The sequence below is a fragment of the Pseudomonas syringae genome, from assembly GCF_021606685.1.
Taxonomy (GTDB): Bacteria; Pseudomonadota; Gammaproteobacteria; order Pseudomonadales; family Pseudomonadaceae; genus Aquipseudomonas; species Aquipseudomonas syringae_R.
Map to the genome: position 1 here is coordinate 51120 of NZ_WKCB01000011.1, position 25067 is coordinate 76186.

The following is a 25067-nucleotide window of genomic DNA, read 5'->3' on the forward strand; positions in this document are numbered from 1 at the left end:
CAAAATGTGGGAGGGGGCTTGCCCCCGATGAGGCCCGACCAGACACTGCAAAACTTCCCCCCTACACTTTCCTTGATCAGCTCCCCAGCCCAGGCCTACTCTGTTTGCCTGCCCGCGCCGAGCCGCCCACAAGGAAGGCCCCATGTTCGACCACCACGCCACACTCAAAAAGCATTTCAGTGCCCTGCGCACCACTGCCGAGTTCTTCTCGCTGCGCTACGTACGCGAATCCGGCCAACACCTCTCGGTGCGCAAGAACGTCGCCGAACCGCCATACCTGAGCCACGACGAAGGCGCCATGCTCACCGTGCGCCTCAATGGGGTGGAAGCCTACGCCGCAACCAACGACATTTCCCTGCCTGGCCTGCAAGCCGCCCTGGAGCGTGCCGAACAGCAAGCGCGCCTGATCAAGCCCCATGCCCTGCTCGACCTGCGCGACCAACACGTGTCCAGCGACGTCGCCGACTACCTGTCGCCCAACCTTGCTCAAGCCTTCCCGTCCCTGAGCGACTGCTACCAACTGCTCGGCGCCGAGTCTGCTGCGGTGCCCAAGGACGAGCGTCTGGTGAACTGGGAAGTCAGCCTCGGCCTGACCCACGTCGAGCAGATCTACCTCAACACGGCCGGCGCCGAACTGCGTCAGGCCCAGCGCTTTGTATTTCCCGGCGTCAGCGTCACCGCCTACGACGGCAACGACAGCCAGTCACGTACCCTCGGCGGCAGTAACTTCGGCCAGCAAGGCGGGTTTGATGTGATCGACCGGTTCGGCCTGGTCGGCGCCGCGCCGCGCATCGCCGATGAAGCCCTGCAACTGTTGCTGGCACCGAACACGCCCCACGGCCCGCGCGACCTGCTGTTGATGCCTGACCAGATGATCCTGCAGATCCACGAGTCCATCGGCCATCCACTGGAAATGGACCGTATCCTCGGGGATGAGCGCAATTACGCCGGCACCAGTTTTGTGAAGGCCCAAGACTTTGGCCATCTGCAATACGGCTCCGCGCTGCTCAACGTAACCTTCGACCCGGACATCCCCGAACAACTGGCAAGCTACAGCCATGACGACGATGGCACCGCCGCCAGCAAGCAGTTCCTGATCCGCGAAGGCCTGCTGCTCAAGCCGCTGGGCGGGGCGCTGTCGCAATTTCGCGCCGGCATGAGCGGCGTGGCCAATAGCCGCGCCAGCAGTTGGAACCGCGCGCCGATCGACCGCATGGCCAACCTCAATATCGAGCCTGGCAACCAGAGCATGGCGCAGCTGATCGGCGGCATCGAGCACGGCATCCTGATGTCCACCAACCGTTCCTGGTCGATTGACGACGCACGTAACAAATTCCAGTTCGGCTGCGAATGGGGCCAACTGATCGAAAACGGCGAACTCAAGGGTGTGGTGAAAAACCCCAACTACCGGGCGATCTCCGCGCAGTTCTGGCGCAACCTCAGCGCCGTGGGCGATGCCAGCACGTCCCGGGTCCTGGGTACGCCAAACTGCGGCAAAGGCGAACCCAACCAGGTTATCCGCGTCGGCCATGCATCGCCGGCCTGCGTGTTCAGCACTATTGATGTATTTGGGGGAGATGCCTGATGAACACCTTCAAGGCACTGGTGGATTGGCTCAAGCAAGCCATCACCGACAAGGAACAATTTCACCTCGGCTATGCCGCCGAAGCGTCCGAGTTCGTGCGTTTCAACCACGCCAAAGTGCGCCAGGCCGGGCAGGTGCAGCAGGCCAGCCTCACGCTGAAACTGATCAACGACGGTCGGCATGCAGACCTCGCCATCACCCTGGCCGGTGAGCCGGAGCTGGACCGCCAGCGCCTTGCCGATGGCCTGCAACAACTGCGTGAAACCCTGCCGTTGCTGCCCCACGACCCGTACTTGCTGCTCAACCACACGGCCTGGCAAAGCCACAATGAGCAGGCCCGCCCCCTGCCGGACCTGGCCCAGGTTCTGGAGGAGATCAGCCAGGCCGCGCAAGGCGTCGACCTGGTGGGCTTCTATGCCGCCGGCCCGATCAGCCGTGGGTTCGCCAGCTCGAACGGGGCGTTCGGCTGGCATCAGGCCAATAGCTTCAACTTTGATTTCAGCCTGTTCCACGCCAATGGCGAGGCCGTTAAAGCCAGCTACGCCGGCAATGAATGGAACAGTGCCGAATTCGCCCGACGCTTCCAATTGGCCCGCGAACAGCTGGAATTCCTCGGCCGCCCGCTGCACCCACTGGCACCCGGTGAGTACCGCGCCTACCTGGCACCGGCGGCGCTGGAAGAAATCATCAGCCTCATCACCTGGGGTGGTTTTTCCGCGCAGTCCATCGCCAGTAAAGGCAGCTCGTTGCAAAAGCTCTACGCCGGTGAGCAGCTGTTAAGCCCGCTGGTGTCCGTCGATGAACAGATCAGCGGCTCCCTCAGCCAGGCCTTCTCCAGCGAAGGTTACCCGCGTGGGGACGTCACGCTGATAAACGCCGGCAAGGCCGACGGCCAGTTGGTGAACTCGCGCAGCGCCGCCGAATACGGCTTGAGCACCAACGGCGCCAGCAGCGACGAATCGCCCAGCGCCTTGCAGATGGCGGCGGGCAACCTGGGCCAGGCCGACATCCTCAAGCAGCTGGGGACCGGGCTGTACATCAGCAACCTGTGGTACCTGAACTACTCCGACCTGCCCGCCGCACGCCTGACCGGCATGACGCGCTTCGCCACGTTCTGGGTTGAGGATGGCGTGATCAAGGCGCCGGTCAGCACCATGCGCTTCGATGACAGTGTTTACAGCTTGCTGGGCTCGCAGTTGGAAGCGCTGACTGCTGATCGGGAACTGCTGCTGTCGGCCAGCACGTATGGCCAGCGCAACACGGCGTCCAACCTCCTCCCTGGCGCGTTGGTAAAACGCCTGACACTGACCTTATAAACCCAGGAAATCCCATGTGGGAGGGGGCTTGCTCCCGATTGCAGTGTGCCAGTCAGTACACCTGGCACTGATACACCGCAATCGGGAGCAAGCCCCCTCCCACATTGTCTTTCGGTGATTTCAGAGGCTTCATTTCGCCTATTCCTACCTCCAAATCCCATCACTTCGTTCTCCCTATGCGGCCTGTTGTCGCCTGTGAAAAACCTCGTTATAAAGGTTAGTGGCATACCGCCACCGCACAGGAAGTCTTGCGATGAACCATGGAAGTTTCGTCATACAAAAGCTGTTCAAACACTACAACGTTCACGTCGAGCAACTGGGTAACGACCCGCAAAAGAAAACCGTGCTGATGGTCAATGGCGCGCTGTCCACCACGCGGTCCTTCGCGCGCACCAGCAAGTGCCTGGCCGAGCACTTCAATGTGCTGCTGTTCGACCTGCCGTTCTCCGGCTATTCGCGCGAATACAACACCGACCTGGACCTGGTGACCAAGGACGACGAAGTGCAAATCCTGCGAGCCCTGGTGGAGCGCTTTCAGGTCAACCACCTTGTGTCGGCTTCCTGGGGCGGCATCTCGACGCTGCTGACCCTGGCGCACAACCCGCCGTCCATCGAAAGCTCGGTGGTGATGGCCCTGGCGCCCAACCTCAACCAGGCCATGCTCGACTATGTGGAGCGCGTACGCGTGCTGATCGAAGCCGATGACAAATCCGCCGTCGGCCACCTGCTCAACGAGACGGTCGGTAAATATCTGTCGCCGCGCCTCAAGCGCAACAACCATCGCCACCTGGCGAACATGGCCACCACCGAATACCGCCAGGCGCGGTTTCACATCCATCAGGTACTGGCATTGGGCGATGGCAATTACCTGCCGGCACTCACGCAGATTGAAACCCCGGTGCACTTCCTCAACGGCACGCTGGACGAATACACCCCCGCCGCCGAGGCCCGGCTGTTCAAGCAATACGTAGGTCGCAGCAGTTTTGCCGTGGCTGAACACACCGGCCACCTGCTTGACCTGGAGTCCCGCGAGGCAGCCCTGGCGGTGCACCGTGCGTTGCTGGACTTCCTGGTGGGCACGCACGCAACAGTGTCGGAATTAGACGAACAGCCTGTGGGAAAAGGAGCAATGGATGGCGCATAATCGCCGACACATAGCCTGCTAACAAAAAGGTAATCCATGCCGAATCGTGCCCCTCTCGATGCCAAGACCGCCCGCTGGCTCCCTTGGGTGGTAGCAATTGCCTTCTTCATGCAATCGCTGGATGGGACGATTCTGAACACGGCACTGCCGGCCATGGCACGGGACCTCGCGGAGAACCCACTGCGCATGCAAGGGGTGGTGATCGCCTACATGCTCACCGTCGCCTTGCTGATCCCGGCGTCGGGCTGGATTGCCGACCGCTTCGGCACCAAGAAAATATTTTTCGGCGCGATCATGCTGTTCAGCATCGGCTCACTGCTGTGTGCCCTGTCCAGCAGCCTGACCATGCTGGTGGGCGCGCGCATTATCCAGGGCTTGGGCGGCGCCTTGATGCTGCCGGTCGGGCGGCTGGTGGTGTTACGCGCCTACCCGCGTTCCGAGCTGGTGCGGATCATGGGCTTCATCACCATCCCCGGGCTGCTCGGCCCGTTGCTCGGCCCGACCATGGGCGGCTGGATGGTGCAATACCTGACCTGGCACTGGATCTTCCTGATCAACCTGCCGGTGGGCATGATCGGTTGCTACGCCGTGTGGAAATTCATCCCCGACCTGCGCGGCAGCGAGCGCACGCGCTTTGATGGCGCAGGCTTTCTGCTGTTCGGCGCGGCGATGGTGTTGATCACCATCGCCATGGAAGGCCTGGGCGAACTGCACCTGCCGCACCTGCGCGTGATGTTGCTGCTGTTCGGCGGGTTTGCGTGCCTGGCGGCCTATTGGCTGCGCGCCGGGCATATCGACAACCCCTTGTTTTCGCCGGTGCTGTTCAAGACGCGCACTTTTGCCGTGGGCATCCTCGGCAACCTGTTCGCACGCCTGGGCAGCGGCGCCTTGCCGTTCCTGGTGCCGCTGCTGTTGCAGGTGGCGCTGGGGTACTCGCCATCGGAGGCCGGCATGAGCATGCTGCCGCTGGCGGCGGCGGCGATGTTTGCCAAGTCCATTGCCCGCCCGCTGATCGAGCGCCTGGGCTACCGTGTCGTGCTCACCGGCAACACCCTGGCCCTGGGCATCATGCTGGCGAGCATGGGCCTGGTCAGCGAACACACGCCCTACCCGCTGCTGCTGGCGATGCTGGCCGTACTGGGGGCAATCAACTCGCTGCAATTTACTGCGATGAACACCGTGACCCTGATCGACCTCGACGACGCGCAGGCCAGCAGCGGCAACAGTTTGCTGTCGGTGGTGGCGCAGTTGTCCCTGAGCCTGGGGGTCGCCTGCGCCGGTGCGCTGCTCGGCGGCTTCACGGCGCAAACGGGCAACGACGGGGTCGAGAGCGTGCTCGGCGCCTTCCAACTGACCTTCCTCACCGTGGGCATCATGGCGATGCTGGCGGCGGCGATCTTCCTGCAACTGTCGCCAAAAGACGGCAAACGCGTGGTCAGCCGTGAGCACGATATCGAGCACTGACAGGCTTCCCGTCTAGAACTTGCAGGGAAAATCCTTCGAGGCTGGTACACTGCGCAACATTTTGTTTTGCAGAGCCAGTCCCGTGACTACCATCGCCACCGCTTTTAATACTTTGCCCCTGTCCGCCGCCATGCTGGCTAACCTCGACTCGCTGGGGTATGTCGAGATGACGCAGATCCAGGCGCAAAGCTTGCCGGTGATCCTCAAGGGGCTGGACCTGATTGCCCAGGCCAAGACCGGCAGCGGCAAGACCGCCGCCTTCGGCATCGGCCTGTTGAACCCGATCAACCCGCGCTACTTCGGCTGCCAGGCACTGGTCATGTGCCCGACCCGCGAGCTGGCCGACCAGGTGGCCAAGGAAATCCGCCGCCTGGCCCGCGCCGAAGACAACATCAAGGTGCTGACCCTGTGCGGCGGCGTATCCCTCGGCCCGCAGATCGCTTCCCTTGAGCACGGCGCCCACGTCATCGTCGGCACCCCGGGCCGTATCCAGCAGCACCTGCGCAAGGGCTCGCTGGTACTGGACGGCTTGAACACGCTGATTCTCGATGAAGCCGACCGCATGCTCGACATGGGTTTCTACGACGCCATCGAAGACATCATCAGCAAGACCCCGGCACGCCGCCAGACCCTGCTGTTCTCGGCCACCTACCCGGTGAGCATCAAGCAGCTGGCGTCCAAGTTCATGCGCGCGCCACAGCAAGTGAAGGCTGAAGCGTTCCACTCCGATGACCAGATCGAGCAGCGCTTCTACGAGATTTCCCCGGAAGAACGCATGGACGCGGTGACCAAAGTGCTGGCGCACTTCCGCCCGGCCTCCTGCGTGGCGTTCTGCTTTACCAAGCAGCAAGTGCAGGAAACCGTGGACCACCTGACGTCCAAGGGCATTTCCGCTGTCGGCCTGCATGGCGACCTGGAACAGCGCGACCGTGACCAGGTACTGGCGATGTTCGCCAACCGCAGCACCTCGGTGCTGGTGGCCACCGACGTTGCCGCGCGTGGTTTGGACATTGACTCGCTGGACATGGTGATCAACGTCGAACTGGCCCGCGACTCGGAAATCCACATCCACCGTGTAGGCCGTACCGGCCGTGCGGGTGAGACCGGCATCGCCATCAGCCTGGTGGCACCGTCCGAAGCGCACCGCGCCCAGGCCATCGAGCAACTGCAGAAATCGCCGCTGAACTGGGACCAACTGGACAACCTCAAGCCGCAAAGCGGTGGCCCACTGCTGCCGCAGATGAGCACCCTGTGCATCGCCGCCGGGCGTAAAGACAAGGTGCGTCCGGGCGACATCCTCGGCGCACTGACCGGTGAAGCCGGCATTCCGGGTGCCCAGGTCGGCAAGATCGCGATCTTTGACTTCCAGGCCTTCGTGGCGGTGGAGCGCGGGATCGCTAAACAGGCATTGCAGCGCTTGAACGACGGCAAAATCAAAGGCCGTTCGCTGCGCGTGCGGATCCTGTAACACGATCTCCAATTTATCGGAGGTCACATGTGGGAGGGGGCTTGCCCCCGATGGCGGTGTATCAGTGCCAGGTGTACTGACTGACACACTGCAATCGGGGGCAAGCCCCCTCCCACATTCAACTGCATTCCAATTCAAGATTTGTATGAGGACATCGCTGTGCGCTCGACCGAAATTGTGATCATTGGCGCCGGTGCCGCAGGCTTGATGTGCGCACTGACCGCCGCCGGGCGTGGGCGCAAGGTGATGCTGATCGACCATGCGAACAAAGCCGGCAAAAAGATCCTGATGTCCGGCGGTGGTCGCTGCAACTTCACCAATATGTACACCGAGCCGGCCAACTTCCTTTCGCACAACGCGCACTTCTGCAAGTCCGCCCTGGCCCGCTACACCCAATGGGACTTCATCGGGTTGGTGGCCAAGCACGGCGTGCCGTATCACGAGAAGAAGCTCGGCCAGTTGTTCTGCGATAACAAGTCCAGTGACATCCTCGGCATGCTGCTCGACGAGTGCATCCAGACCGGCGTGAGCCTGCACCTGGACACGGCGGTGCAGGAAATCGCCAAGCTCGACAGCGGCTATCAGTTGCAAACCACCCTCGGTGAGCTGCGCTGCGAATCCCTGGTGATCGCTACCGGCGGCCTGTCGATTCCGACCCTGGGCGCCACCGGGTTTGGCTATCAGGTGGCCAAGCAGTTTGGCCATGAACTGCTGCCGACTCGCGCAGGATTGGTGCCGTTCACCATCACCGACCAACTCAAGGACGTGTGCGGCGAGTTGTCGGGCACCTCGGTGGATTGCCTGGTCAGCTGCAACGGCCAGAGCTTTCGCGAGAACCTCCTGTTTACCCACCGCGGCCTGAGCGGGCCGGCGATCCTGCAGATTTCCTCGTACTGGGAGCCGGGCGACACGGTTGAAATCAACCTGCTGCCCGACCACGACGCCCACACCTGGCTGCAACAGCAACAGGCCGAGCGCCCCAACAGCGAGTTGAAAACCCTGTTGGGTGAGATCTTCACCAAGAAGATGGCCAACCTGCTGGCGGAAACCTGGTTCGAGTCCAAACCGATGAAGCAGTACACCCACGCTGAAATTGCCGACATCGCGCAGAAACTCGGCAATTGGCAATTGGTGCCCGCGGGCACCGAGGGTTACCGCACCGCCGAGGTGACGCTGGGCGGCGTGGATACGCGGGAAGTGTCGTCCAAGACCATGGAATCGCTGAAAAGCCCTGGGCTGTACTTTATCGGTGAAGTGCTGGATGTGACCGGCCACTTGGGCGGGTTCAACTTCCAGTGGGCGTGGGCTTCGGGCTACGCCGCCGCGCAATTTGCCTGACACAACACGGTAAAAAATGTGGGAGGGGCTTGCCCCCGATGGCAGTGTTTCAACTAGCGCATCTGTTACTGGTACACCGCTATCGGGGGCAAGTCGAATCGTCGCACCGCCCCTCCCACATTTGATTTGCCGCGCCTGCAATAAATTTTATCCGCCAATGTGCTCACCACCCTTGCCGTGACGTCATTGATGCCTCAATTTAGCGGCATCGTCCCGGAAGACTCCAGCCTTCATGTCATCGACCTCGTTCAAGCAGTCCATGCGGCGCCTGTGGGCGCTGGATAAATTCAGCTACAGCGTACGGGTATTCATCGCCCTCACCGGCAGCATGGCGCTGTGCTGGTATCAGGATGAAATGACGCTGCTGATCCCGTTGTTCCTGGGGATTATCGCCAGCGCCCTGGCCGAGACTGACGACAGCTGGCAAGGCCGCCTCAACGCCCTGGCGGTGACACTGGTGTGTTTCAGCATCGCCGCCCTGTCTGTGGAGCTGCTGTTCCCCTACCCCTGGATCTTCGCCATCGCGCTGGCCCTGGCGAGTTTCTGCCTGACCATGCTCGGGGCGCTGGGCGAGCGCTATGGCGCAATTGCCTCGGCCACCCTGATTCTGTCGGTCTACACCATGATCGGCGTGGACCAGCGCGGCGGCGCGGTGTCCGACTTCTGGCACGAACCGCTGCTGCTGGTGGCCGGCGCCGCCTGGTATGGCGTGCTCTCGGTGCTGTGGCAGGCGCTGTTTTCCAACCAGCCGGTGCAACAGAGCCTGGCGCGGTTGTTTCGCGAATTGGGGCGTTACCTCAAGCTCAAGTCATCGCTGTTCGAGCCGATCCGCCAGCTGGATGTGGAGGCGCGCCGCCTGGAACTGGCCCAGCAGAACGGCCGGGTGGTAGCGGCGCTGAATGCGGCGAAGGAAATCATCCTGCACCGCGTAGGCAATGGGCGCCCTGGCTCGAAGGTCAGCCGTTACCTCAAGCTGTATTTCCTCGCTCAAGACATCCACGAACGCGCCAGCTCTTCCCATTACCCCTACAACGCCCTGGCCGATGCGTTCTTCCACAGCGACGTGCTGTTCCGCTGCCAGCGCTTGCTGCGCCAGCAGGGCAAAGCCTGCCAAACCCTCGGCGAGTCGATCCAGTTGCGTCAGCCGTTCATCTATGACGACAGCTTTGCCGAAGCCCTGGGCGACCTCAACGCCTCCCTGGAACACCTGCGCATCCAGAGCAACCCCGCCTGGCGTGGCCTGCTGCGCTCGCTGCGTGCCCTGGCTGCCAACCTGTCGACCCTCGACCGCCTGCTCGGCGACGCCAGCAACCCCGACGCGCTGGCCGACGCCACCGACAGCAACCTGCTGGACCGTGCCCCGCGCAATCTCAAAGAGATGTGGACACGCCTGCGCACCCAGCTGACGCCGACGTCGCTGCTGTTCCGCCATGCTTTGCGCCTGTCCCTGGCATTGACCATCGGCTACGGCACGCTGCACGCGATCCACGCGTCCCAGGGTTACTGGATCATCCTCACCACCCTTTTTGTGTGCCAACCGAACTACGGTGCTACCCGGCGCAAACTCGGCCAAAGGATCATCGGCACCGCCATCGGCCTCACCGTGGCCTGGGCGCTGTTCGACCTGTTCCCAAGCCCGCTGGTGCAATCGATGTTCGCCATTGCTGCCGGGTTGGTGTTCTTTATCAACCGCACCACGCGCTACACCCTGGCCACGGCGGCGATCACCCTGATGGTGCTGTTCTGCTTCAACCAGGTGGGCGATGGCTACGGGCTGTTCCTGCCACGCCTGTTCGATACCCTGCTCGGCAGCCTGATCGCGGGGCTGGCGGTGTTCCTGTTCCTGCCGGACTGGCAAGGCCGGCGCCTGAACAAGGTGCTGGCCAACACCCTGACCTGCAACAGCATCTATCTGCGCCAGATCATGCAGCAATACGCCGCCGGCAAGAGCGACGACCTAGCGTATCGCCTGGCCCGACGCAATGCCCACAACGCTGATGCGGCGCTGTCCACCACGTTGGCAAACATGCTGATGGAGCCCGGGCACTTCCGTAAGGAGGCCGATGTGGGCTTCCGCTTCCTGGTGCTGTCGCATACGTTGCTCAGTTATTTGTCAGGGCTGGGCGCGCACCGCGAAACCCAGCTGCCGGCCGAGGTGCGTGAACACTTGATCGAAGGCGCGGGCAATTCCCTGGCTGCCAGTATTGATGAAATCGCCACCGGGCTGGCCAACAAACAGCCGATTGCGATTCAGAGCGATGCCGAGGAAGCCCTGGCGGCGGACCTGGAGCAAATGCCGGACGAGATTGATGAAGGGCAACGCTTGGTGCAGACGCAGTTGGCCTTGATTTGTCGGCAGTTGGGGCCGTTGCGCACGTTGGCGGCGCATCTGATCAAAGATACCCGCGCGGCTTGAAATTGTGGCGAGCGAGCTTGCTCGCGTTGGGCTGCAAAGCAGCCCCAGCCAGACCACCACAGTGTTTCAGGCACATTGAGCCGCCTGGTTTTGGGGCCGCTTCGCGCCCCAACGCGAGCAAGCTCGCTCGCCACAGAAAGCATCACATCCCATGCTGCTTCATCAACCGCGCATAACTGCCGTCCGCCTTCATCTTCGCAATCTCCCGATCAAACCCGGCCACGATCTGCGCATGCTCGGGGTTCTTCAGGCTGACCAGAATATGCAGGCTGTTTTCGCTCAACGGCTGGGGTAGGAACTCCACCGCATTGCGCACCCGCGCCGATTCGCGCGACAGGTAATAACGCGCCACATATTCATCCTCCACCGTCAGCCGCACCCGCTGCGCCGCGAGCATCCGCACGGCCATGGCGAAGTTATGCACAGGGATTTTCTGCAACTGCGCATCCGCATCAAAGGCCGCCGAATACGCATACCCACGCACCACGGCGATGGGGTAGTCATGCAGCTGGGCAAGGTTCTGGAAGTCGATAGGGTCGTCGCGGCGCTTGATAAAACGCACGCGGTTAAGCAGGTATTCGCCGGAGAACTGGCCCAACTGCGTGCGCGCATCGTCATACCAGGCGTTGACCAGCACGTCATAGCGGCCGTCGCCCACGCCCATCAGCGCCCGAGCCCAGGGCACCTGTTCAAAATCACTGGCGTAGCCCGCGCGCGCCAAGGCCGTACTGACAAGGTCGGTGGCCAAACCGCCATTGACCAAGGTGGAATCGGTAAAAGGCGGCCAGGCATCCGCCACCAGTCGCAAACGCTGTGCGAATGCCGGCGTCGCCAGCAGCAACACTCCAATCAAAGCAACGGCACGAGAAAATCGCGGCATGCTCAAAGTCCTTGGCAGGCAGGTGTTGGCCTTGATTCAGGCGATACCTGAGGGTGTAACAGTAGCTCAGATTACACAAAGAAACGGCTGGCGAATGCACTCAATGATGGCAAATTGATTTCATCCACAAAAATAGCTGATTTAGACAGGGTTGCCCGCTGCGCTTACTATCGGGCACAGGCATTTATAAGAGAACGCGCTATGACAGTTGAATGGGTCTGCAAGCATCACGATGACTTGGGCAAGGAGCAGCTTTACGCCATCCTGCGCCTGCGTAACGAGGTGTTTGTTGTCGAGCAGAAATGCGTTTATCAGGACCTCGACGGGCAGGATCTGGACGGCGATACCCACCACCTGATGGCCTGGCAGGACGACCAACTGGTGGCCTACCTGCGCCTGCTGGACCCTGAGTCCCAGGGCGGTGACGTGGTGGTCGGTCGGGTCATTGTCGCGCCCGTCGCGCGCGGCACCGGGCTGGGGCACCAGATGATGAGCGAGGCGCTCAAGCAGATTGCCGATATCTGGCCGCAGACACCGATATTCCTGTCAGCCCAGGCGCACCTGCAAGGGTATTACGGACGGTATGGCTTTGTGGTGGCGGGTGAGGAATACCTGGAGGATGACATTCCACACATTGGCATGCGCAAGGCTTAGGAAGCACCGCTCTACTGTGGCGAGCGGGCTTGCCCGCGTTGGGCTGCGCAGCAGCCCCACTAAGGCCGCCGCAGTGTGTCAGGGGGTTTGGGTTGCCTGGTTTCGGGGCTGCTTCGCAGCCCAACGCGGGCAAGCCCGCTCGCCACAATAAGCTCGCTCACCACGGGTTACGGATACCCCAACACCTGGGCGGTATGGCTTTGTGAGGAGCACCTGGAGGATGACATTCCACACATCGGCATGCGCAAGCCTTAGGAAGCACCGCTCTACTGTGGCGAGCGGGCTTGCCCGCGCTGGGCTGCGCAGCAGCCCCACTAAGGCCGCCGCAGTGTTTCAGGAGGTTTGAGTTGCCTGGTTTCGGGGCTGCTTCGCAGCCCAACGCGGGCAAGCCCGCTCGCCACAATAGGCTCGCTCACAACGGGTTACGGATACCCCAACACCTGCTTGACCGACAACAGATTCGCCTCGATCCACCGCCGATCAATTGCCCCCCAACTGCGAATCCGATAATGCCCGGCATGGTTGCGGGCACCGTCTTCCTGTTCAAACTCACACACGATGTCCAAGTCGGCCAACGCGGCAATCGTGTCCTGCGCCGTGCGCCGGGGCATGCCGGTGGCGTCGGTCAGCGCCGGCACGCTGCTGGCCTGGCCGCTGTCGATCAGATAGGCCACATACAGGCGGCGGTAGAAGCTGCTTTTGGTCTTGCTCACATCCATGGTCGTTCGCCTTGTGCGCTCAGGGTTTGCCCTGCAGGTCGCGATACGTGAGGTACACCCGCAGGTCGAATTCCACCTGATGGTAGCCGGGCATCATGTAGTCGCAGAGTTTATAGAACGCCTTGTTGTGGTCCGATTCCTTGAAGTGCGCCAGCTCATGCACCACGATCATGCGCAGAAATTCCGGCGCCGCGTCCTTGAACAATGCGGCAATCCGAATCTCTTTCTTGGACTTGAGGTTGCCACCCTGCACCCGCGAGATCGTGGTGTGCAGGCCCAGGGCGCGGTGGGTCAGGTCCAGGCGGTTATCAAACAGCACTTTATCGATGGCCGGCGCGTTGCGCAGATGTTCCTGCTTCAAGGCCAAGGCGTAGGCGTACAGCGCTTTGTCGCTCTGCACCGCGTGACGCTCGGGGTAACGCTGCTCCAGGTAGGCGCCCAACTGGTCCTTGGCGATCAGTTGGCGTACTTGCTCTTGAAGGGCGGCGGGGTAGGCCTGGAGGTATTTCAGCGCGATCATGGGGTCTGCAACACGGTTCGAATGGCCGCCAGTGTAGCGAATTCAACGCACGCGGGCGCGTGACCAGTCAGCAACTTCTTCGGCCATCAACGGCTGGGCCGCCCAGGCCCCCTGGGCAAACGGGCAACCATTGGCCTTGAGCCATTGGGCTTGCTCCGGGGTTTCCACGCCCTCGGCCACCACCAGCACATCAAAATGCCCGCACAGTTCGATAATGCTGCGCGCCAGTGCCGCGTCCCGCGTCGAGCCCGGCAGGCGCGCGACCAATCGCGGGTCGAGCTTGAGCGTGTCAAACGCCAGGTCACGCAGATGGGCCAGGGAGCACTGCCCCATACCAAAGTCATCCAGGGCGATCCGCACCCCAATCCGACGCAGCAACTTGAGCTGTTTGGCGGACTCTTCGAGGTTGCTCATCAAGCAGTCTTCGCCGATTTCCACCTCCAGTTGGCGCGCCTGCAGCCCATGTCGCTCGAGCACCTGCGTCAACTGGTTCGCGAGGTTGGGCATATTGAACTGGCTGCTGCTCAGGCTCACGCTCAACACCAGCTCTTCATCGAACAGGGTTTGCCACGCCTGGCGTTGGCTGGCGACCTGCTGATAGATCCAGGCGCTCAATTGGCTGATCAGCCGCGCTTCCTCCAGCAACGGCAAAAACAACCCCGGCGGCACATCGCCTACGCTGGGGTGCTGCCAACGCAACAACGCTTCAACCCCACGCAAGCGCCCGTCCTCCAGGGCCACCTGGGGCTGGTACACCAGGGTGAATTCCTTGTTTTGAATCGCCGTACGCACACTGTCTTCAAGCATCAGGCGCGAGCGGGCACGGCCGTTCATTTCCTGGTCGTAATAGCGATACTGCTGACGACCCGCGCGCTTGGCTTCGTACATGGCGATGTCGGCTGCGCGCAGCAGGCCATTCAAGTCCGAGCCGCAGTCCGGAAAGGTGGCGATGCCAATGCTGACGCCAAGCATCACGTCCAGCCCTTCCACCTGTTGGCAAACTGACACGCGTTCGATCAGTTTTTCCGCAATCTTCGCCGCCTGCTCCGGGAACTCCAACTCCAGCAGCGCGGTAAATTCATCCCCACCCATGCGCCCAAGAATATCGCCCGAGCCCAGGCAACCCTGCAACTGCTCCGACACCCAGCGCAGTACCCGATCGCCCGCATCATGGCCCAGGGAGTCGTTGACCCGCTTGAAGCCGTCCAGGTCCAGGTAAAGCAATACCAGGGACGGAGCGCCGCGCTCGCTGCGCAGCAGGATGTTCTCGACCGCCTGATAGAAACCACGGCGGTTCAGCAGCCCGGTGAGCGGGTCAGTCACCGCCTGGAACTCCAACTGCTGATGCAGGTGGCGGACCTCAGACATGTCCAGCACCGTCACCACCATGGCCTTCTGCTCGGCCGGTAACGGCGCGCACGACAAGGCCACCGGCACCTGCTGGCCGCGCCCGGTACGCAACAGGGCATCATGCAGACGCCAGGTTTCGCCCTTGCGAAAACCTTCGTACATCTGCGAATCCAGCCAGGCGGGCACGTGGGGCTTTTGCAGGAAGCCGAGGAACTCCTGGCCTTGCAACTCCTGGATCGTGGCATTGAGCAGTCGCGAAATCGCCGGGTTGGCGTATTCGATCACACCGTCCTCGCTCACCACCAGGATGCCTTCGGCGGCGTTATCCAGCACCGAGGCATTGAAGGCGCGCGCGGATTCCAGGTCGTGACTCAAGCGCTGCAAGGCCCGGCGATTGCGCTGGTGCTCCAGCAATGCCTGAACCTTGGGCTTGAGGATTTGCGGGTCGAAGGGTTTGAACAGGTAATCGATGGCGCCGCTGGCGTAGCCTTCCAGCACCGCGGCCGGGGATTGGGCATTGGCACTCAAAAAGATGATCGGCGTCATGCGTGTGCGCTGGCTGCCACGCATCAGGCGGGCCACTTCGAAGCCGTCCATGCCGGGCATCTTGACGTCCAACAAGACCAGGTCGACGTCATGCACCAATAACAATTCGAGGGCTTCCAGGCCAGAGCCGGCGGTGACCACCTGCCAGTCATCGCGTTGCAAAAGTGCGCGCATGCTAACCAGGTTTTCCGGGTAGTCATCGACTACCAGAAGAACCGAACTGCTTTCGCGGTGGTATGGAGCGCATTCCATGCTGCTTCTCTTCCTTAGGAGCCACTCCGGTCACTTCTGGGAGAAAACCCGGACAAACACTGAGGCCTCACTCTAGCCCCGGTTCCGAAAAATCAGAAGTAACGTCGGTGCCATCATTGCGCCAAAGTTCAGGAAGCCGACTAACGGTCAGTGCCTGCAGGCCACGGATCATGGGAAACGTGGCTTTTTGACATTCCCCTGGCGCCAATAAATTGCCAGCAATTAATTAACAAGCGGGTGACTACCGCCTATAAAGAACCTGTCTGGCCTCAGGGCCATAGCCTACACCCCTCTGTAAAAAGGCCTACGCCATGATCGACCTCTCCACTTGGAATCTGAGCATTCCCGTCGGCTCGCCCCCCGCGACCATCGACACGCCTAAATTAATGAGTGGTTTCAAGGACCAATATTTCCAGGCCGAAGGCAGTAACGTGCAATTCTGGACACCCGTTACCGGCACGCGCACCGAAAACGCCGTGTACCCGCGCAGCGAACTGCGCGAAACCTACGCCGACGGCCGCCTGCGCAACTGGACCTACCCCGACGCGGACAATTTCCTGCGCGCTACCCTGGCCGTCAATCAGGTGCCGTCCAGCGGCAAGATCGTCATCGGCCAGATTCACGCCTATGACAGCCAGAAACCGCTGATAAAGCTCGAATACCAATTCAAGGAAAAAACCCAGAGCGGGAATATCGTCGCCAAAGTCCGTATGCGCCCGGATGAAGATGAAGGCCGGGTCATCACCGTTGCGTCAAATGTGCCGCTGGAGAAAAGCTTCACCTACGTCATCAACCTCAATAAGGCGGGCTTGCTGAGTGTGTACGCGGCCGACGGTGAGTGGAACGAGCGTATTGGCGCGGCATGGGGCGCCAAGCCCCTGTACTTCAAAGCCGGCGCGTATGTGCAGGACAACAGTGGTAATAGCAAGGAAGGCGCGCGGGTGACGTTCGCCAAGCTGGATATTGATCACGACTAAACGCGGCTCAATTCATTTAAGTATCGTCCAACTGTGGGAGTCGGCCTTTAAGACTCCCATAGTTTGTTTGCAGACCCGTCATGCCTGTGCAGGTCATGAATATGAAACTATGGTGCTACCAACGTTATTTGTTTTGGCTGAAAAATATAAACCGTATTGGTGGCAATTGACGTGAATGCTGCGTTGACCTCGATTATCCCCGGCCCGAGCACTCGCATAGCGGGCATACCCACCAATGCACGCAGTGGCTGACCCGCGCCGCCAGCAGGGATTGTATATAAATAATTAAAGACTGCCGACGCGTTACCCGTTGTTATATTTTGAATATCAACACTCCATCTATCCCCAACCTGCGGTGCAACCGGCAATGCACCGGCGGGCACTGCTAGACCAATGCCACCCAGATACTGAAAGCGTGCATAAGGCTTATTATATTTCACATAGGCAACGTTCCCAGGATCAACAGGGTCAAAACCCACTTCATCCTCAAGTTTATCTACAAAAAGATCCGAATAATATGCGTCAAGTTCTACTGAAAGTACGCGATATCTAAATGGCATGTTGCACCTCACTGACCGTTCGCATAAAAGTCGTGTGTTATACGATGATCATAGAGACCGTGCCCTGCAAAACAACTGTCAATGCTGACAGTTGACAGAACCTTATAAATAGCGATACCCAGGCAATGTTTACTGCATTAGATAGTGATCCACCAGCCCTATCCTTGCGCGGTGCCTGATCAAACCCCAGCCACAAAAAAGCCCGCATCGCTGCGGGCTTTTTATTAACGCCTGAGGCTTAGTTGACCTTGGCGTTCAACTCACCTTTCAGGTAGCGCTGGTACATCGCTTCCAGGGAGATCGGCTTGATCTTCGAAGCGTTGCCCGCGGTACCGAAGGCTTCGTAACGCGCGATACAGACATCACGCATCGCGGTTACGGTGGCGCCGAAGAATTTACGTGGGTCAAATTCGCTCGGGTTGGTGGCCATCAGGCGACGCATCGCACCGGTGGATGCCAGGCGCAGGTCGGTGTCGATGTTGACCTTGCGCACGCCGTACTTGATGCCTTCGACGATTTCTTCAACCGGTACGCCGTAGGTCTCTTTAATGTCGCCGCCGTACTGGTTGATGATCGCCAGCCACTCTTGCGGTACCGAGGAAGAACCGTGCATCACCAGGTGAGTGTTAGGGATGCGCTTGTGGATTTCCTTGATACGGTCGATAGCCAGCACGTCGCCGGTAGGCGGCTTGGTGAACTTGTAGGCGCCGTGGCTGGTGCCGATGGCGATGGCCAGGGCGTCAACCTGGGTCTTCTTGACGAAGTCCGCGGCTTCTTCCGGGTCGGTCAGCATCTGGCTGTGATCCAGCACGCCTTCGGCGCCGATACCGTCTTCTTCACCGGCCATGCCGGTTTCCAGGGAACCCAGGCAGCCCAGCTCGCCTTCAACCGAAACGCCGCAGGCGTGAGCCATGGCTACGGTTTGTTGGGTAACGCGGACGTTGTACTCGTAGTCGGTCGGGGTCTTACCGTCTTCGCCAAGGGAGCCGTCCATCATCACCGAGCTGAAGCCCAGTTGGATCGAGCGCTGGCACACGTCAGGGCTGGTGCCGTGGTCCTGGTGCATGCACACCGGGATGTGCGGGAATTCTTCGATTGCGGCGAGGATCAGGTGACGCAGGAACGGGGCGCCAGCGTATTTGCGCGCACCGGCCGAAGCCTGGACGATCACGGGGGAGTCGGTCTTGTCAGCGGCTTCCATGATGGCGCGCATCTGCTCAAGGTTGTTGACGTTAAAGGCTGGAACGCCGTAGCCGAACTCGGCTGCGTGGTCCAGCATTTGACGCATGCTGATAAGTGCCATTGTGTTGTCTCTCCCGGTCGAGGGTCGTTAATCGTGCAAGCCTGCCGTAGCGGTGGCTGCTATTCAAGTTATTGCAGGTCAGGGTTTGTGCATCTGACGTGCTGAATCGTTATTGCAGTGTCCGGCTCGCCATTTGGAACCAAATCAATGTGGGAGGGGGCTTGCTCCCGATAGCGATTTTCAGTTGCTGACTTAGGTGACTGACTCACCGCAATCGGGAGCAAGCCCCCTCCCACATTTGGATCTCATCAAATTTGAGACCTTACTGGGCCTTGCAGCCTCGCCCGATCAAATCATCGGTGGCGACCCAGTAAACCAGGCCTTCCTCACCTTTTGTGTGAAACGCCAACTGGTCGTTGCTGTACAGCACGCCAGAGGCGGCAACGTCCTGTTTGAGGCGGTAAACCTGGTCGGAACCACCGAGGCGTACATCCACCTCGGATTTGGCCTGATTGGCAAAGCGCCAGGTCACCTCGGCCTTGCTGTCGCAGGTCCAGGTCGTCCATTTATCAGCCGGCTGCGCCTGGCTGTTGAACATGTTCATGCTGCTGCAACCGGCCAGTAGGGCCAGGGCTGCCAGGGCGAAAACGCCTTTCATTGCCAATCCTCGAACGACGGCCCAATAGGCCGCCACTGCTGTCGGTTAGTTGATCAGACCCATCAAGGGCAACCCTGTTCCTGACCGTTGGGCGCGGCGTCGTATTTCTCCAACCGCTCGTTGCCGATGCGCTTGTTGATCACCGGCATGGTTTCGGCTTGCCAGTCAGCCTGGTAGCAGCTCTTTTTTTGCGCAGGCACAGGCTCTCCGGCCTGCGGTGTCGCGCTTGGCGTGCTGCCGCAGCCGGCCAACAGGCCCGCTGCGATCACCAGTACCAACGACTTGATCATGGGAATGCTCCTTTTCCGGACCACGCGCCTCAGCCTTTGGCTCGGGTTTCCAGCACTTCAACGGCTGGCAGTACTTTGCCTTCGACGAATTCGAGGAACGCGCCGCCACCGGTAGAAATGTAGGAGATCTGGTCAGCAACGCCATATTTATCGATGGCCGCCAGGGTGTCGCCGCCGCCGGCGATGGAGAAGGCCGAGCTTTCGGCAATCGCATTGGCCAGCACTTTGGTGCCATTGCCGAACTGGTCGAACTCGAACACACCGACCGGGCCGTTCCACAGAATGGTCTGGGAAGCTTTCAGCAGCTCGGCGAAGTTGGCCGCGGTTTGTGGGCCGATATCCAGGATCATGTCGTCGGCAGCCACGTCAGCGATCAGCTTGACGGTGGCTTGGGCGCTTTCAGCAAATTCCTTGGCGACGACCACGTCCACCGGCAGCGGCACGCTGACCTTGGCCGCGATGGCGCGGGCGGTGTCGAGCAAGTCCGGCTCGTACAGGGACTTGCCCACCGGATGACCGGCTGCGGCCAGGAAGGTATTGGCGATGCCGCCACCGACGATCAGCTGGTTGCAGATCTGGCTCAGGCTGTTGAGTACGTCCAGCTTGGTGGACACTTTGGAACCGGCAACGATGGCAGCCATCGGTTGTGCAGGCGCGCCCAGGGCCTTGCCCAGTGCGTCCAGCTCGGCGGCCAGCAGCGGGCCTGCCGCAGCGACCTTGGCGAACTTGGCTACGCCGTGGGTGGAGCCTTCAGCGCGGTGGGCGGTGCCGAACGCGTCCATCACGAACACGTCGCACAGGGCCGCGTATTGCTGGGCCAGTTCGTCGCTGTTCTTTTTCTCGCCTTTGTTGAAGCGCACGTTCTCGAACAGCACGATATCGCCGGCCTTCACGTCCACACCACCCAGGTAATCAGCCACCAGCGGCACGTCGCGGCCCAGGGCTTTGCTGAGGTAGTCGGCTACAGGCTTGAGGCTGTTTTCGGCGGAGAACTCACCTTCGGTCGGGCGACCCAGGTGGGAGCAGACCATCACGGCCGCGCCTTTTTCCAGGGCCAGCTTGATGGTCGGCAGCGAGGCCAGGATTCGCGCATCGCTGGTGACAACACCGTCCTTGACTGGGACGTTGAGGTCTTCGCGAATCAGTACGCGCTTACCTTGCAGATCGAGGTCGGTCATCTTCAACACGGTCATGGGGGGCAGTTCCTGAATTACTGTTGAGGTTGTTTAGAGGCGATATGCAGATAATGTTCCGCAACGTCGAGCATTCGGTTGGCAAACCCCCATTCGTTGTCGAACCAGGCCAGGATGTTCACCAGCCTCGGGCCGGAAACGCGGGTCTGGCTGGCATCGACAATCGCCGAATGCGGGTCATGGTTGAAATCACAACTGGCGTGCGGCAACTCGGTGTAGGCCAAAAGGCCTTTGAGCGGGCCGCTGGTGGCGGCGTCGCGCAAGATCCGGTTGACCTCGGTGGCATCGGTGTCACTGACGGTTTGCATGGTGATGTCCAGACAGGACACGTTCACCGTCGGCACACGTACGGCTTTGGCCTGAATTCGCCCGGCAAGTTCCGGTAACAGCCGCTCGATGCCCCGGGCCAGGCCGGTAGACACCGGAATGACCGACTGGAACGCCGAACGCGTACGGCGCAAGTCTTCATGATGATAGGCGTCGATCACCGGCTGGTCGTTCATCGCCGAGTGAATCGTGGTGATCGACACGTAATCCAGGCCAATCGCCTGATCCAGCAGGCGCAGCAGCGGCACGCTGCAGTTGGTGGTGCAGGAAGCGTTGGACACCAGCAGCTCATCGCCGGTCAGGCAATCCTGGTTGATGCCGTAGACGATGGTGGCGTCGACATCCGCCTCGCTGGCCATCGGCTGGGAAAACAGCACACGCGGTGCGCCGGCGTCGAGAAAACGCTGGCCATCGGCACGGGTGTGGTAAGCACCGGAGCATTCCAACACCAGGTCCACGCCCAGCGCCGCCCAGTCGATGCCCTCGGGGGTGGCACTGCGTAAGACTTTTACACAGTCGCCGTTGATATGCAGACAGTCGCCTTCCACTCGCACTTCGCCGGGGAACCGGCCGTGGGTGGAGTCAAAGCGTGTCAGGTATTCGATGCTGGCCATGTCGGCCAAATCGTTGATTGCGACAATCTCAAACCCGGCAGCCGCCCCTCGCTCGAACAGAGCACGCAAGACGCAACGACCAATGCGGCCGTAGCCGTTGAGTGCAACTTTGTAGGGACGCGGTTGAGGCATGGGGTTCTCGATTACCTTGGGTAAAGGGGTGGCTGTCGGACCGCTTTCGCGAGCAAGCCCGCTCCCACATTTGATCGGGTTCACACAGTTAGAGTGGTGAACCCATTCAAGTGTGGGAGCGGGCTTGCTCGCGAAGAGGCCAGCGCAGCCACCTCAATCTACAGCCTTAGTCTTCCAGCAGCTCTTCAGCCTGACCCAGGATGTTTTCCAGGGTGAAACCGAACTCTTCGAACAATGCTGGCGCCGGCGCCGACTCACCGTAGGTGGTCATGCCGATGACGCGGCCTTCCAGGCCCACGTACTTGTACCAGTAGTCGGCGTGAGCCGCTTCGATGGCGATACGCGCGCTGACCTGCAACGGCAGCACCGATTGCTTGTAGCCGGCGTCCTGGGCTTCGAACACGCTGGTGCACGGCATGGACACAACGCGTACGTTGCGGCCTTGCGCAGTCAGCTTGTCGTAGGCTTGAACAGTCAGGCCCACTTCGGAACCGGTGGAGATCAGGATCAGCTCCGGCTCGCCGACGCAGTCCTTGAGCACGTAGCCGCCACGGCTGATGTCGGCGATCTGTGCATCGGTACGCACCTGGTGCTGCAGGTTCTGACGCGAGAAGATCAGCGCCGAAGGGCCGTCCTTGCGTTCGATGGCGTGCTTCCAGGCCACGGCGGATTCCACCGCGTCGGCTGGGCGCCAGCAATCCAGGTTTGGCGTGGTACGCAGGCTGGTCAATTGCTCGACCGGCTGGTGCGTCGGGCCGTCTTCGCCCAGGCCGATGGAGTCGTGGGTGTACACATGGATCACGCGTTTTTTCATCAGCGCGGCCATGCGTACGGCGTTGCGGGCGTATTCCATGAACATCAGGAAGGTCGCGCCGTAAGGCACCAGACCACCGTGCAGGGACACGCCGTTCATGATGGCGCTCATGCCGAACTCACGCACGCCGTAGTACATGTAGTTGCCGCTGGCGTCTTCAGCCGAGACACCTTTGCAGCCTTTCCACAGCGTCAGGTTGGAACCGGCCAGGTCAGCCGAACCGCCGAGGATCTCAGGCAACAGCGGGCCAAAGGCGTTCAGGGTGTTCTGGCTGGCTTTACGGCTGGCGATGGTTTCGCCCTTGGCCGCGACTTCGGCGATGTAGGCCGAGGCTTTTTCCGAGAAGTCGGCAGGCAGGTCACCGGCCAGACGACGTACCAGCTCGTTGGCCAGCTCCGGGAATTCGGCGGAGTAGGCAGCGAAACGCTGGTCCCACTCGGCTTCGGCCGCCAGGCCTTTTTCCTTGGCATCCCACTCGGCGTAGATATCAGCCGGGATTTCGAACGGGCCGTGGTTCCACTTCAACGCTTCGCGGGTCAGGGCGATTTCCGCGTCACCCAGTGGGGCGCCGTGGCAGTCTTCTTTACCTTGCTTGTTCGGCGAACCGAAGCCGATGGTGGTCTTGCAGCAGATCAGGGTCGGCTGCTCGCTTTTGCGCGCGGTGTCGATGGCGGTCTTGATCTCTTCCGGATCGTGGCCGTCGACGTTGCGGATCACCTGCCAGTTGTAGGCTTCGAAACGCTTGGGGGTGTCATCGGTGAACCAGCCTTCGACTTCGCCGTCGATGGAGATACCGTTGTCATCGTAGAAGGCGATCAGCTTGCCCAGGCCCAGGGTACCGGCCAGCGAAGCGACTTCGTGGGAAATGCCTTCCATCATGCAGCCATCACCCAGGAACACATAGGTGTGGTGGTCGACGATGTTGTGGCCAGGACGGTTGAACTGCGCGCCCAATACTTTTTCCGCCAGCGCGAAGCCCACAGCATTGGCCAGGCCTTGGCCCAGGGGACCGGTGGTGGTTTCGACGCCTGGGGTGTAGCCGAATTCCGGGTGGCCCGGGGTGCGGCTGTGCAGCTGGCGGAAGCTCTTGAGGTCATCGATGGTGACGTCGTAGCCGGTCAGGTGCAGCAGCGAGTAGATCAGCATCGAGCCATGGCCGTTGGACAGCACGAAGCGGTCACGGTCGGCGAACGACGGGTTGCTCGGGTTGTGTTTCAGGTAGTCACGCCAAAGTACCTCGGCGATATCCGCCATGCCCATCGGGGCACCGGGATGGCCGCTGTTGGCTTTTTGCACGGCATCCATGCTGAGGGCACGAATGGCGTTGGCACGCTCACGACGGCTGGGCATCGCTGATCTCCTGGGGTTTGCTGAAAAGAAACGGAAAAAAGGACCGGCATTTTCCCTCAGCCACCGCCTGCGGGCAATGACAGATAGTCACTTGTGGGTGTTTTTCCTGTGGTTTGCGCGGCAATCCCTTGCAGAAATCGGCCACGTGTTCGTCTAAAGGTTATAGCGGCTGCATATAACCGCCACTTATCGATCAATATCAAAACTTTTTGATATTGGCCTTGCAGGGATTTCCACCCGTCACTAGACTGCTGGCCTTATGAACCTACCCGTGCCCTCCCTGCGTCCTGACGACGGCGATGACCTGGCAGCCTTGTGCAAGGCCGCTGGTGATCCGTTGCGCCTGAACGTATTGCGCGCACTGGCCAACGACTCTTTTGGCGTACTGGAACTGGCGCAGATCTTCGCCATCGGCCAGTCGGGCATGAGCCATCACCTTAAAGTGCTGGCCCAGGCCGACCTGGTGGCGACGCGCCGCGAAGGCAATGCAATTTTCTACCGCCGCGCCCTGCCCCATACCGACCTGCTCGGCGGCAAGCTGCACGCCGCCCTGCTCGACGAAGTGGACAGCCTGAGCCTGCCGCACGATGTGCAGTCGCGCATCAGCCAAGTGCATCGGCAACGTGCGGCGGCGAGCCAGGACTTTTTCGCTCGGGTTGCAGAGAAATTTCGCGCCCAGCAGGACCTGATCGCCGGCCTGCCGCAATACCGCGACAGCGTACTGGCGTTGCTCGACAAGCTGAGCTTGAGTAATGAGGCGACGGCGCTGGAAGTCGGCCCTGGGGATGGCGGCTTCCTGCCAGACCTGGCGCGCCGTTTCCAACAGGTCACGGCGCTGGACAATAGCCCGGCGATGCTCGAACTGGCACGCCAACTGTGCGAACGCGAGTCGCTGGGCAACGTCAGCCTGCAGCTGGCCGACGCATTGAATAGCCCGACAATCAAGGCTGACTGCGTGGTGTTGAACATGGTCTTGCACCATTTCGCCGCCCCCGCCGACGCCCTCAAGCAAATGGCCGGGTTGCTGCACCCCGGCGGTAGCCTGCTGGTTACGGATTTATGCAGCCACAACCAGAGTTGGGCCAAGGAGGCCTGCGGTGATCTCTGGTTGGGTTTTGAACAGGACGATCTGGCCCGTTGGGCCACCGCTGCGGGACTCGTTCCCGGGGAAAGCCTCTATGTAGGCTTACGCAATGGTTTCCAGATTCAGGTCCGCCATTTTCAGCGGCCGGCTGGCGACACTCACCATCGGTAAAA

At 60.9% G+C, this 25067-nt stretch carries 21 protein-coding genes; 10 read left to right on the forward strand and 11 right to left on the reverse strand.

Features of this window, described 5'->3' with window-relative positions; translation table 11 throughout:
- Positions 1-142: 142 nt before the first annotated feature.
- The 7 genes from GIW02_RS06955 (at position 143) to yccS (ending at position 10731) form a co-directional block, all read left to right on the forward strand.
- Positions 143-1585: a TldD/PmbA family protein gene (locus tag GIW02_RS06955; protein WP_236413007.1), complete on the forward strand. Its 1443-nt coding sequence runs from the start codon at positions 143-145 to the stop codon at positions 1583-1585.
- Positions 1585-2901 (forward strand): TldD/PmbA family protein, encoded by a 1317-nt coding sequence (locus GIW02_RS06960; protein WP_236413005.1) that lies wholly within the window; start codon positions 1585-1587, stop codon positions 2899-2901. The genes GIW02_RS06955 and GIW02_RS06960 overlap by 1 nt, the downstream gene beginning before the upstream one ends.
- A 253-nt stretch (positions 2902-3154) precedes the next feature.
- Positions 3155-4045 carry an alpha/beta fold hydrolase gene (locus GIW02_RS06965; protein WP_236413002.1) on the forward strand — a complete coding sequence of 297 codons (891 nt, stop codon included), beginning with the start codon at positions 3155-3157 and terminating at the stop codon, positions 4043-4045.
- A gap of 36 nt (positions 4046-4081) precedes the next feature.
- Positions 4082-5509 carry a multidrug transporter subunit MdtD gene (gene mdtD, locus GIW02_RS06970; protein ID WP_236412992.1) on the forward strand — a complete coding sequence of 476 codons (1428 nt, stop codon included), beginning with the start codon at positions 4082-4084 and terminating at the stop codon, positions 5507-5509.
- Between the two features lie 130 nt (positions 5510-5639).
- The gene (gene dbpA / locus GIW02_RS06975; protein ID WP_234452441.1) at positions 5640-6977 is read left to right on the forward strand and encodes an ATP-dependent RNA helicase DbpA; all 1338 of its coding nucleotides are present in this window, start codon (positions 5640-5642) and stop codon (positions 6975-6977) included.
- Between the two features lie 159 nt (positions 6978-7136).
- A complete protein-coding gene (locus GIW02_RS06980; protein WP_236412990.1) occupies positions 7137-8315 on the forward strand; it encodes a BaiN/RdsA family NAD(P)/FAD-dependent oxidoreductase in 1179 nt (392 codons plus the stop codon).
- 232 nt (positions 8316-8547) lie between these two features.
- The gene (gene yccS / locus GIW02_RS06985) at positions 8548-10731 is read left to right on the forward strand and encodes a YccS family putative transporter (RefSeq protein ID WP_236412988.1); all 2184 of its coding nucleotides are present in this window, start codon (positions 8548-8550) and stop codon (positions 10729-10731) included.
- A gap of 142 nt (positions 10732-10873) precedes the next feature.
- On the opposite strand, the gene GIW02_RS06990 is transcribed toward yccS, so the two are convergent.
- Positions 10874-11611, reverse strand: coding sequence for a transporter substrate-binding domain-containing protein (locus GIW02_RS06990; RefSeq protein WP_236412986.1), 738 nt, complete (start codon positions 11609-11611; stop codon positions 10874-10876).
- Between the two features lie 201 nt (positions 11612-11812).
- Here GIW02_RS06990 and GIW02_RS06995 point away from each other — a divergent pair, with 201 nt between their 5' ends.
- A complete protein-coding gene (locus GIW02_RS06995) occupies positions 11813-12265 on the forward strand; it encodes a GNAT family N-acetyltransferase (RefSeq protein ID WP_122675474.1) in 453 nt (150 codons plus the stop codon).
- A gap of 422 nt (positions 12266-12687) precedes the next feature.
- On the opposite strand, the gene GIW02_RS07000 is transcribed toward GIW02_RS06995, so the two are convergent.
- Genes GIW02_RS07000 through GIW02_RS07010 form a run of 3 tightly spaced genes read right to left on the reverse strand, consistent with a single transcriptional unit; the run spans position 12688 to position 15652 of the window.
- A complete protein-coding gene (locus tag GIW02_RS07000; RefSeq protein WP_236412984.1) occupies positions 12688-12984 on the reverse strand; it encodes a winged helix-turn-helix domain-containing protein in 297 nt (98 codons plus the stop codon).
- Positions 12985-13003: 19 nt separating this feature from the next.
- Positions 13004-13504 carry a M48 family metallopeptidase gene (locus tag GIW02_RS07005; RefSeq protein ID WP_236412982.1) on the reverse strand — a complete coding sequence of 167 codons (501 nt, stop codon included), beginning with the start codon at positions 13502-13504 and terminating at the stop codon, positions 13004-13006.
- Between the two features lie 42 nt (positions 13505-13546).
- On the reverse strand, positions 13547-15652 hold the full coding sequence (locus GIW02_RS07010; RefSeq protein WP_236412976.1) for an EAL domain-containing protein: 2106 nt from the start codon (positions 15650-15652) through the stop codon (positions 13547-13549).
- A 311-nt stretch (positions 15653-15963) separates the two neighbouring features.
- Here GIW02_RS07010 and GIW02_RS07015 point away from each other — a divergent pair, with 311 nt between their 5' ends.
- Positions 15964-16629 carry a polysaccharide lyase family 7 protein gene (locus tag GIW02_RS07015; protein WP_236412974.1) on the forward strand — a complete coding sequence of 222 codons (666 nt, stop codon included), beginning with the start codon at positions 15964-15966 and terminating at the stop codon, positions 16627-16629.
- A 107-nt stretch (positions 16630-16736) separates the two neighbouring features.
- Here the strand turns inward: GIW02_RS07015 and GIW02_RS07020 are convergent, their stop codons facing one another.
- The 7 genes from GIW02_RS07020 to tkt all read right to left on the reverse strand — a co-directional run bounded on the left by GIW02_RS07020 (position 16737) and on the right by tkt (position 23810).
- Positions 16737-17189 carry a hypothetical protein gene (locus GIW02_RS07020; protein WP_236412972.1) on the reverse strand — a complete coding sequence of 151 codons (453 nt, stop codon included), beginning with the start codon at positions 17187-17189 and terminating at the stop codon, positions 16737-16739.
- Positions 17190-17427: 238 nt separating this feature from the next.
- On the reverse strand, positions 17428-18492 hold the full coding sequence (fba, locus tag GIW02_RS07025; RefSeq protein ID WP_003177554.1) for a class II fructose-bisphosphate aldolase: 1065 nt from the start codon (positions 18490-18492) through the stop codon (positions 17428-17430).
- Between the two features lie 262 nt (positions 18493-18754).
- Positions 18755-19090, reverse strand: coding sequence for an MliC family protein (locus GIW02_RS07030; protein ID WP_236412970.1), 336 nt, complete (start codon positions 19088-19090; stop codon positions 18755-18757).
- Positions 19091-19152: 62 nt separating this feature from the next.
- Positions 19153-19380: a hypothetical protein gene (locus GIW02_RS07035; protein ID WP_236412968.1), complete on the reverse strand. Its 228-nt coding sequence runs from the start codon at positions 19378-19380 to the stop codon at positions 19153-19155.
- A gap of 29 nt (positions 19381-19409) precedes the next feature.
- Positions 19410-20573 (reverse strand): phosphoglycerate kinase, encoded by a 1164-nt coding sequence (locus GIW02_RS07040; protein WP_236412966.1) that lies wholly within the window; start codon positions 20571-20573, stop codon positions 19410-19412.
- A gap of 17 nt (positions 20574-20590) precedes the next feature.
- Positions 20591-21646 carry an erythrose-4-phosphate dehydrogenase gene (gene epd, locus GIW02_RS07045; protein WP_236412963.1) on the reverse strand — a complete coding sequence of 352 codons (1056 nt, stop codon included), beginning with the start codon at positions 21644-21646 and terminating at the stop codon, positions 20591-20593.
- Between the two features lie 166 nt (positions 21647-21812).
- Positions 21813-23810, reverse strand: coding sequence for a transketolase (gene tkt / locus GIW02_RS07050; protein ID WP_236412961.1), 1998 nt, complete (start codon positions 23808-23810; stop codon positions 21813-21815).
- Positions 23811-24069: 259 nt separating this feature from the next.
- Here tkt and GIW02_RS07055 point away from each other — a divergent pair, with 259 nt between their 5' ends.
- A complete protein-coding gene (locus GIW02_RS07055) occupies positions 24070-25065 on the forward strand; it encodes a metalloregulator ArsR/SmtB family transcription factor (RefSeq protein ID WP_236412951.1) in 996 nt (331 codons plus the stop codon).
- The last annotated feature ends 2 nt before the right edge of the window (positions 25066-25067 follow it).

What these genes read in the sequence shown, in the direction of transcription:
- mdtD (WP_236412992.1), top strand. Translation starts at nt 4,082, where the DNA reads ATGCCGAATCGTGCCCCTCTCGATGCCAAGACCGCCCGCTGGCTCCCT.
- GIW02_RS07020 (WP_236412972.1), bottom strand. Translation starts at nt 17,189, where the DNA reads ATGCCATTTAGATATCGCGTACTTTCAGTAGAACTTGACGCATATTAT.
- epd (WP_236412963.1), bottom strand. Translation starts at nt 21,646, where the DNA reads ATGCCTCAACCGCGTCCCTACAAAGTTGCACTCAACGGCTACGGCCGC.
- GIW02_RS06965 (WP_236413002.1), top strand. Translation starts at nt 3,155, where the DNA reads ATGAACCATGGAAGTTTCGTCATACAAAAGCTGTTCAAACACTACAAC.
- dbpA (WP_234452441.1), top strand. Translation starts at nt 5,640, where the DNA reads ATGCTGGCTAACCTCGACTCGCTGGGGTATGTCGAGATGACGCAGATC.
- GIW02_RS07000 (WP_236412984.1), bottom strand. Translation starts at nt 12,984, where the DNA reads ATGGATGTGAGCAAGACCAAAAGCAGCTTCTACCGCCGCCTGTATGTG.
- yccS (WP_236412988.1), top strand. Translation starts at nt 8,548, where the DNA reads ATGTCATCGACCTCGTTCAAGCAGTCCATGCGGCGCCTGTGGGCGCTG.
- GIW02_RS07055 (WP_236412951.1), top strand. Translation starts at nt 24,070, where the DNA reads ATGAACCTACCCGTGCCCTCCCTGCGTCCTGACGACGGCGATGACCTG.
- GIW02_RS07005 (WP_236412982.1), bottom strand. Translation starts at nt 13,504, where the DNA reads ATGATCGCGCTGAAATACCTCCAGGCCTACCCCGCCGCCCTTCAAGAG.
- GIW02_RS06990 (WP_236412986.1), bottom strand. Translation starts at nt 11,611, where the DNA reads ATGCCGCGATTTTCTCGTGCCGTTGCTTTGATTGGAGTGTTGCTGCTG.
- tkt (WP_236412961.1), bottom strand. Translation starts at nt 23,810, where the DNA reads ATGCCCAGCCGTCGTGAGCGTGCCAACGCCATTCGTGCCCTCAGCATG.
- GIW02_RS07015 (WP_236412974.1), top strand. Translation starts at nt 15,964, where the DNA reads ATGATCGACCTCTCCACTTGGAATCTGAGCATTCCCGTCGGCTCGCCC.
- GIW02_RS07035 (WP_236412968.1), bottom strand. Translation starts at nt 19,380, where the DNA reads ATGATCAAGTCGTTGGTACTGGTGATCGCAGCGGGCCTGTTGGCCGGC.
- GIW02_RS07010 (WP_236412976.1), bottom strand. Translation starts at nt 15,652, where the DNA reads ATGGAATGCGCTCCATACCACCGCGAAAGCAGTTCGGTTCTTCTGGTA.
- fba (WP_003177554.1), bottom strand. Translation starts at nt 18,492, where the DNA reads ATGGCACTTATCAGCATGCGTCAAATGCTGGACCACGCAGCCGAGTTC.
- GIW02_RS07040 (WP_236412966.1), bottom strand. Translation starts at nt 20,573, where the DNA reads ATGACCGTGTTGAAGATGACCGACCTCGATCTGCAAGGTAAGCGCGTA.
- GIW02_RS06955 (WP_236413007.1), top strand. Translation starts at nt 143, where the DNA reads ATGTTCGACCACCACGCCACACTCAAAAAGCATTTCAGTGCCCTGCGC.
- GIW02_RS07030 (WP_236412970.1), bottom strand. Translation starts at nt 19,090, where the DNA reads ATGAAAGGCGTTTTCGCCCTGGCAGCCCTGGCCCTACTGGCCGGTTGC.
- GIW02_RS06995 (WP_122675474.1), top strand. Translation starts at nt 11,813, where the DNA reads ATGACAGTTGAATGGGTCTGCAAGCATCACGATGACTTGGGCAAGGAG.
- GIW02_RS06960 (WP_236413005.1), top strand. Translation starts at nt 1,585, where the DNA reads ATGAACACCTTCAAGGCACTGGTGGATTGGCTCAAGCAAGCCATCACC.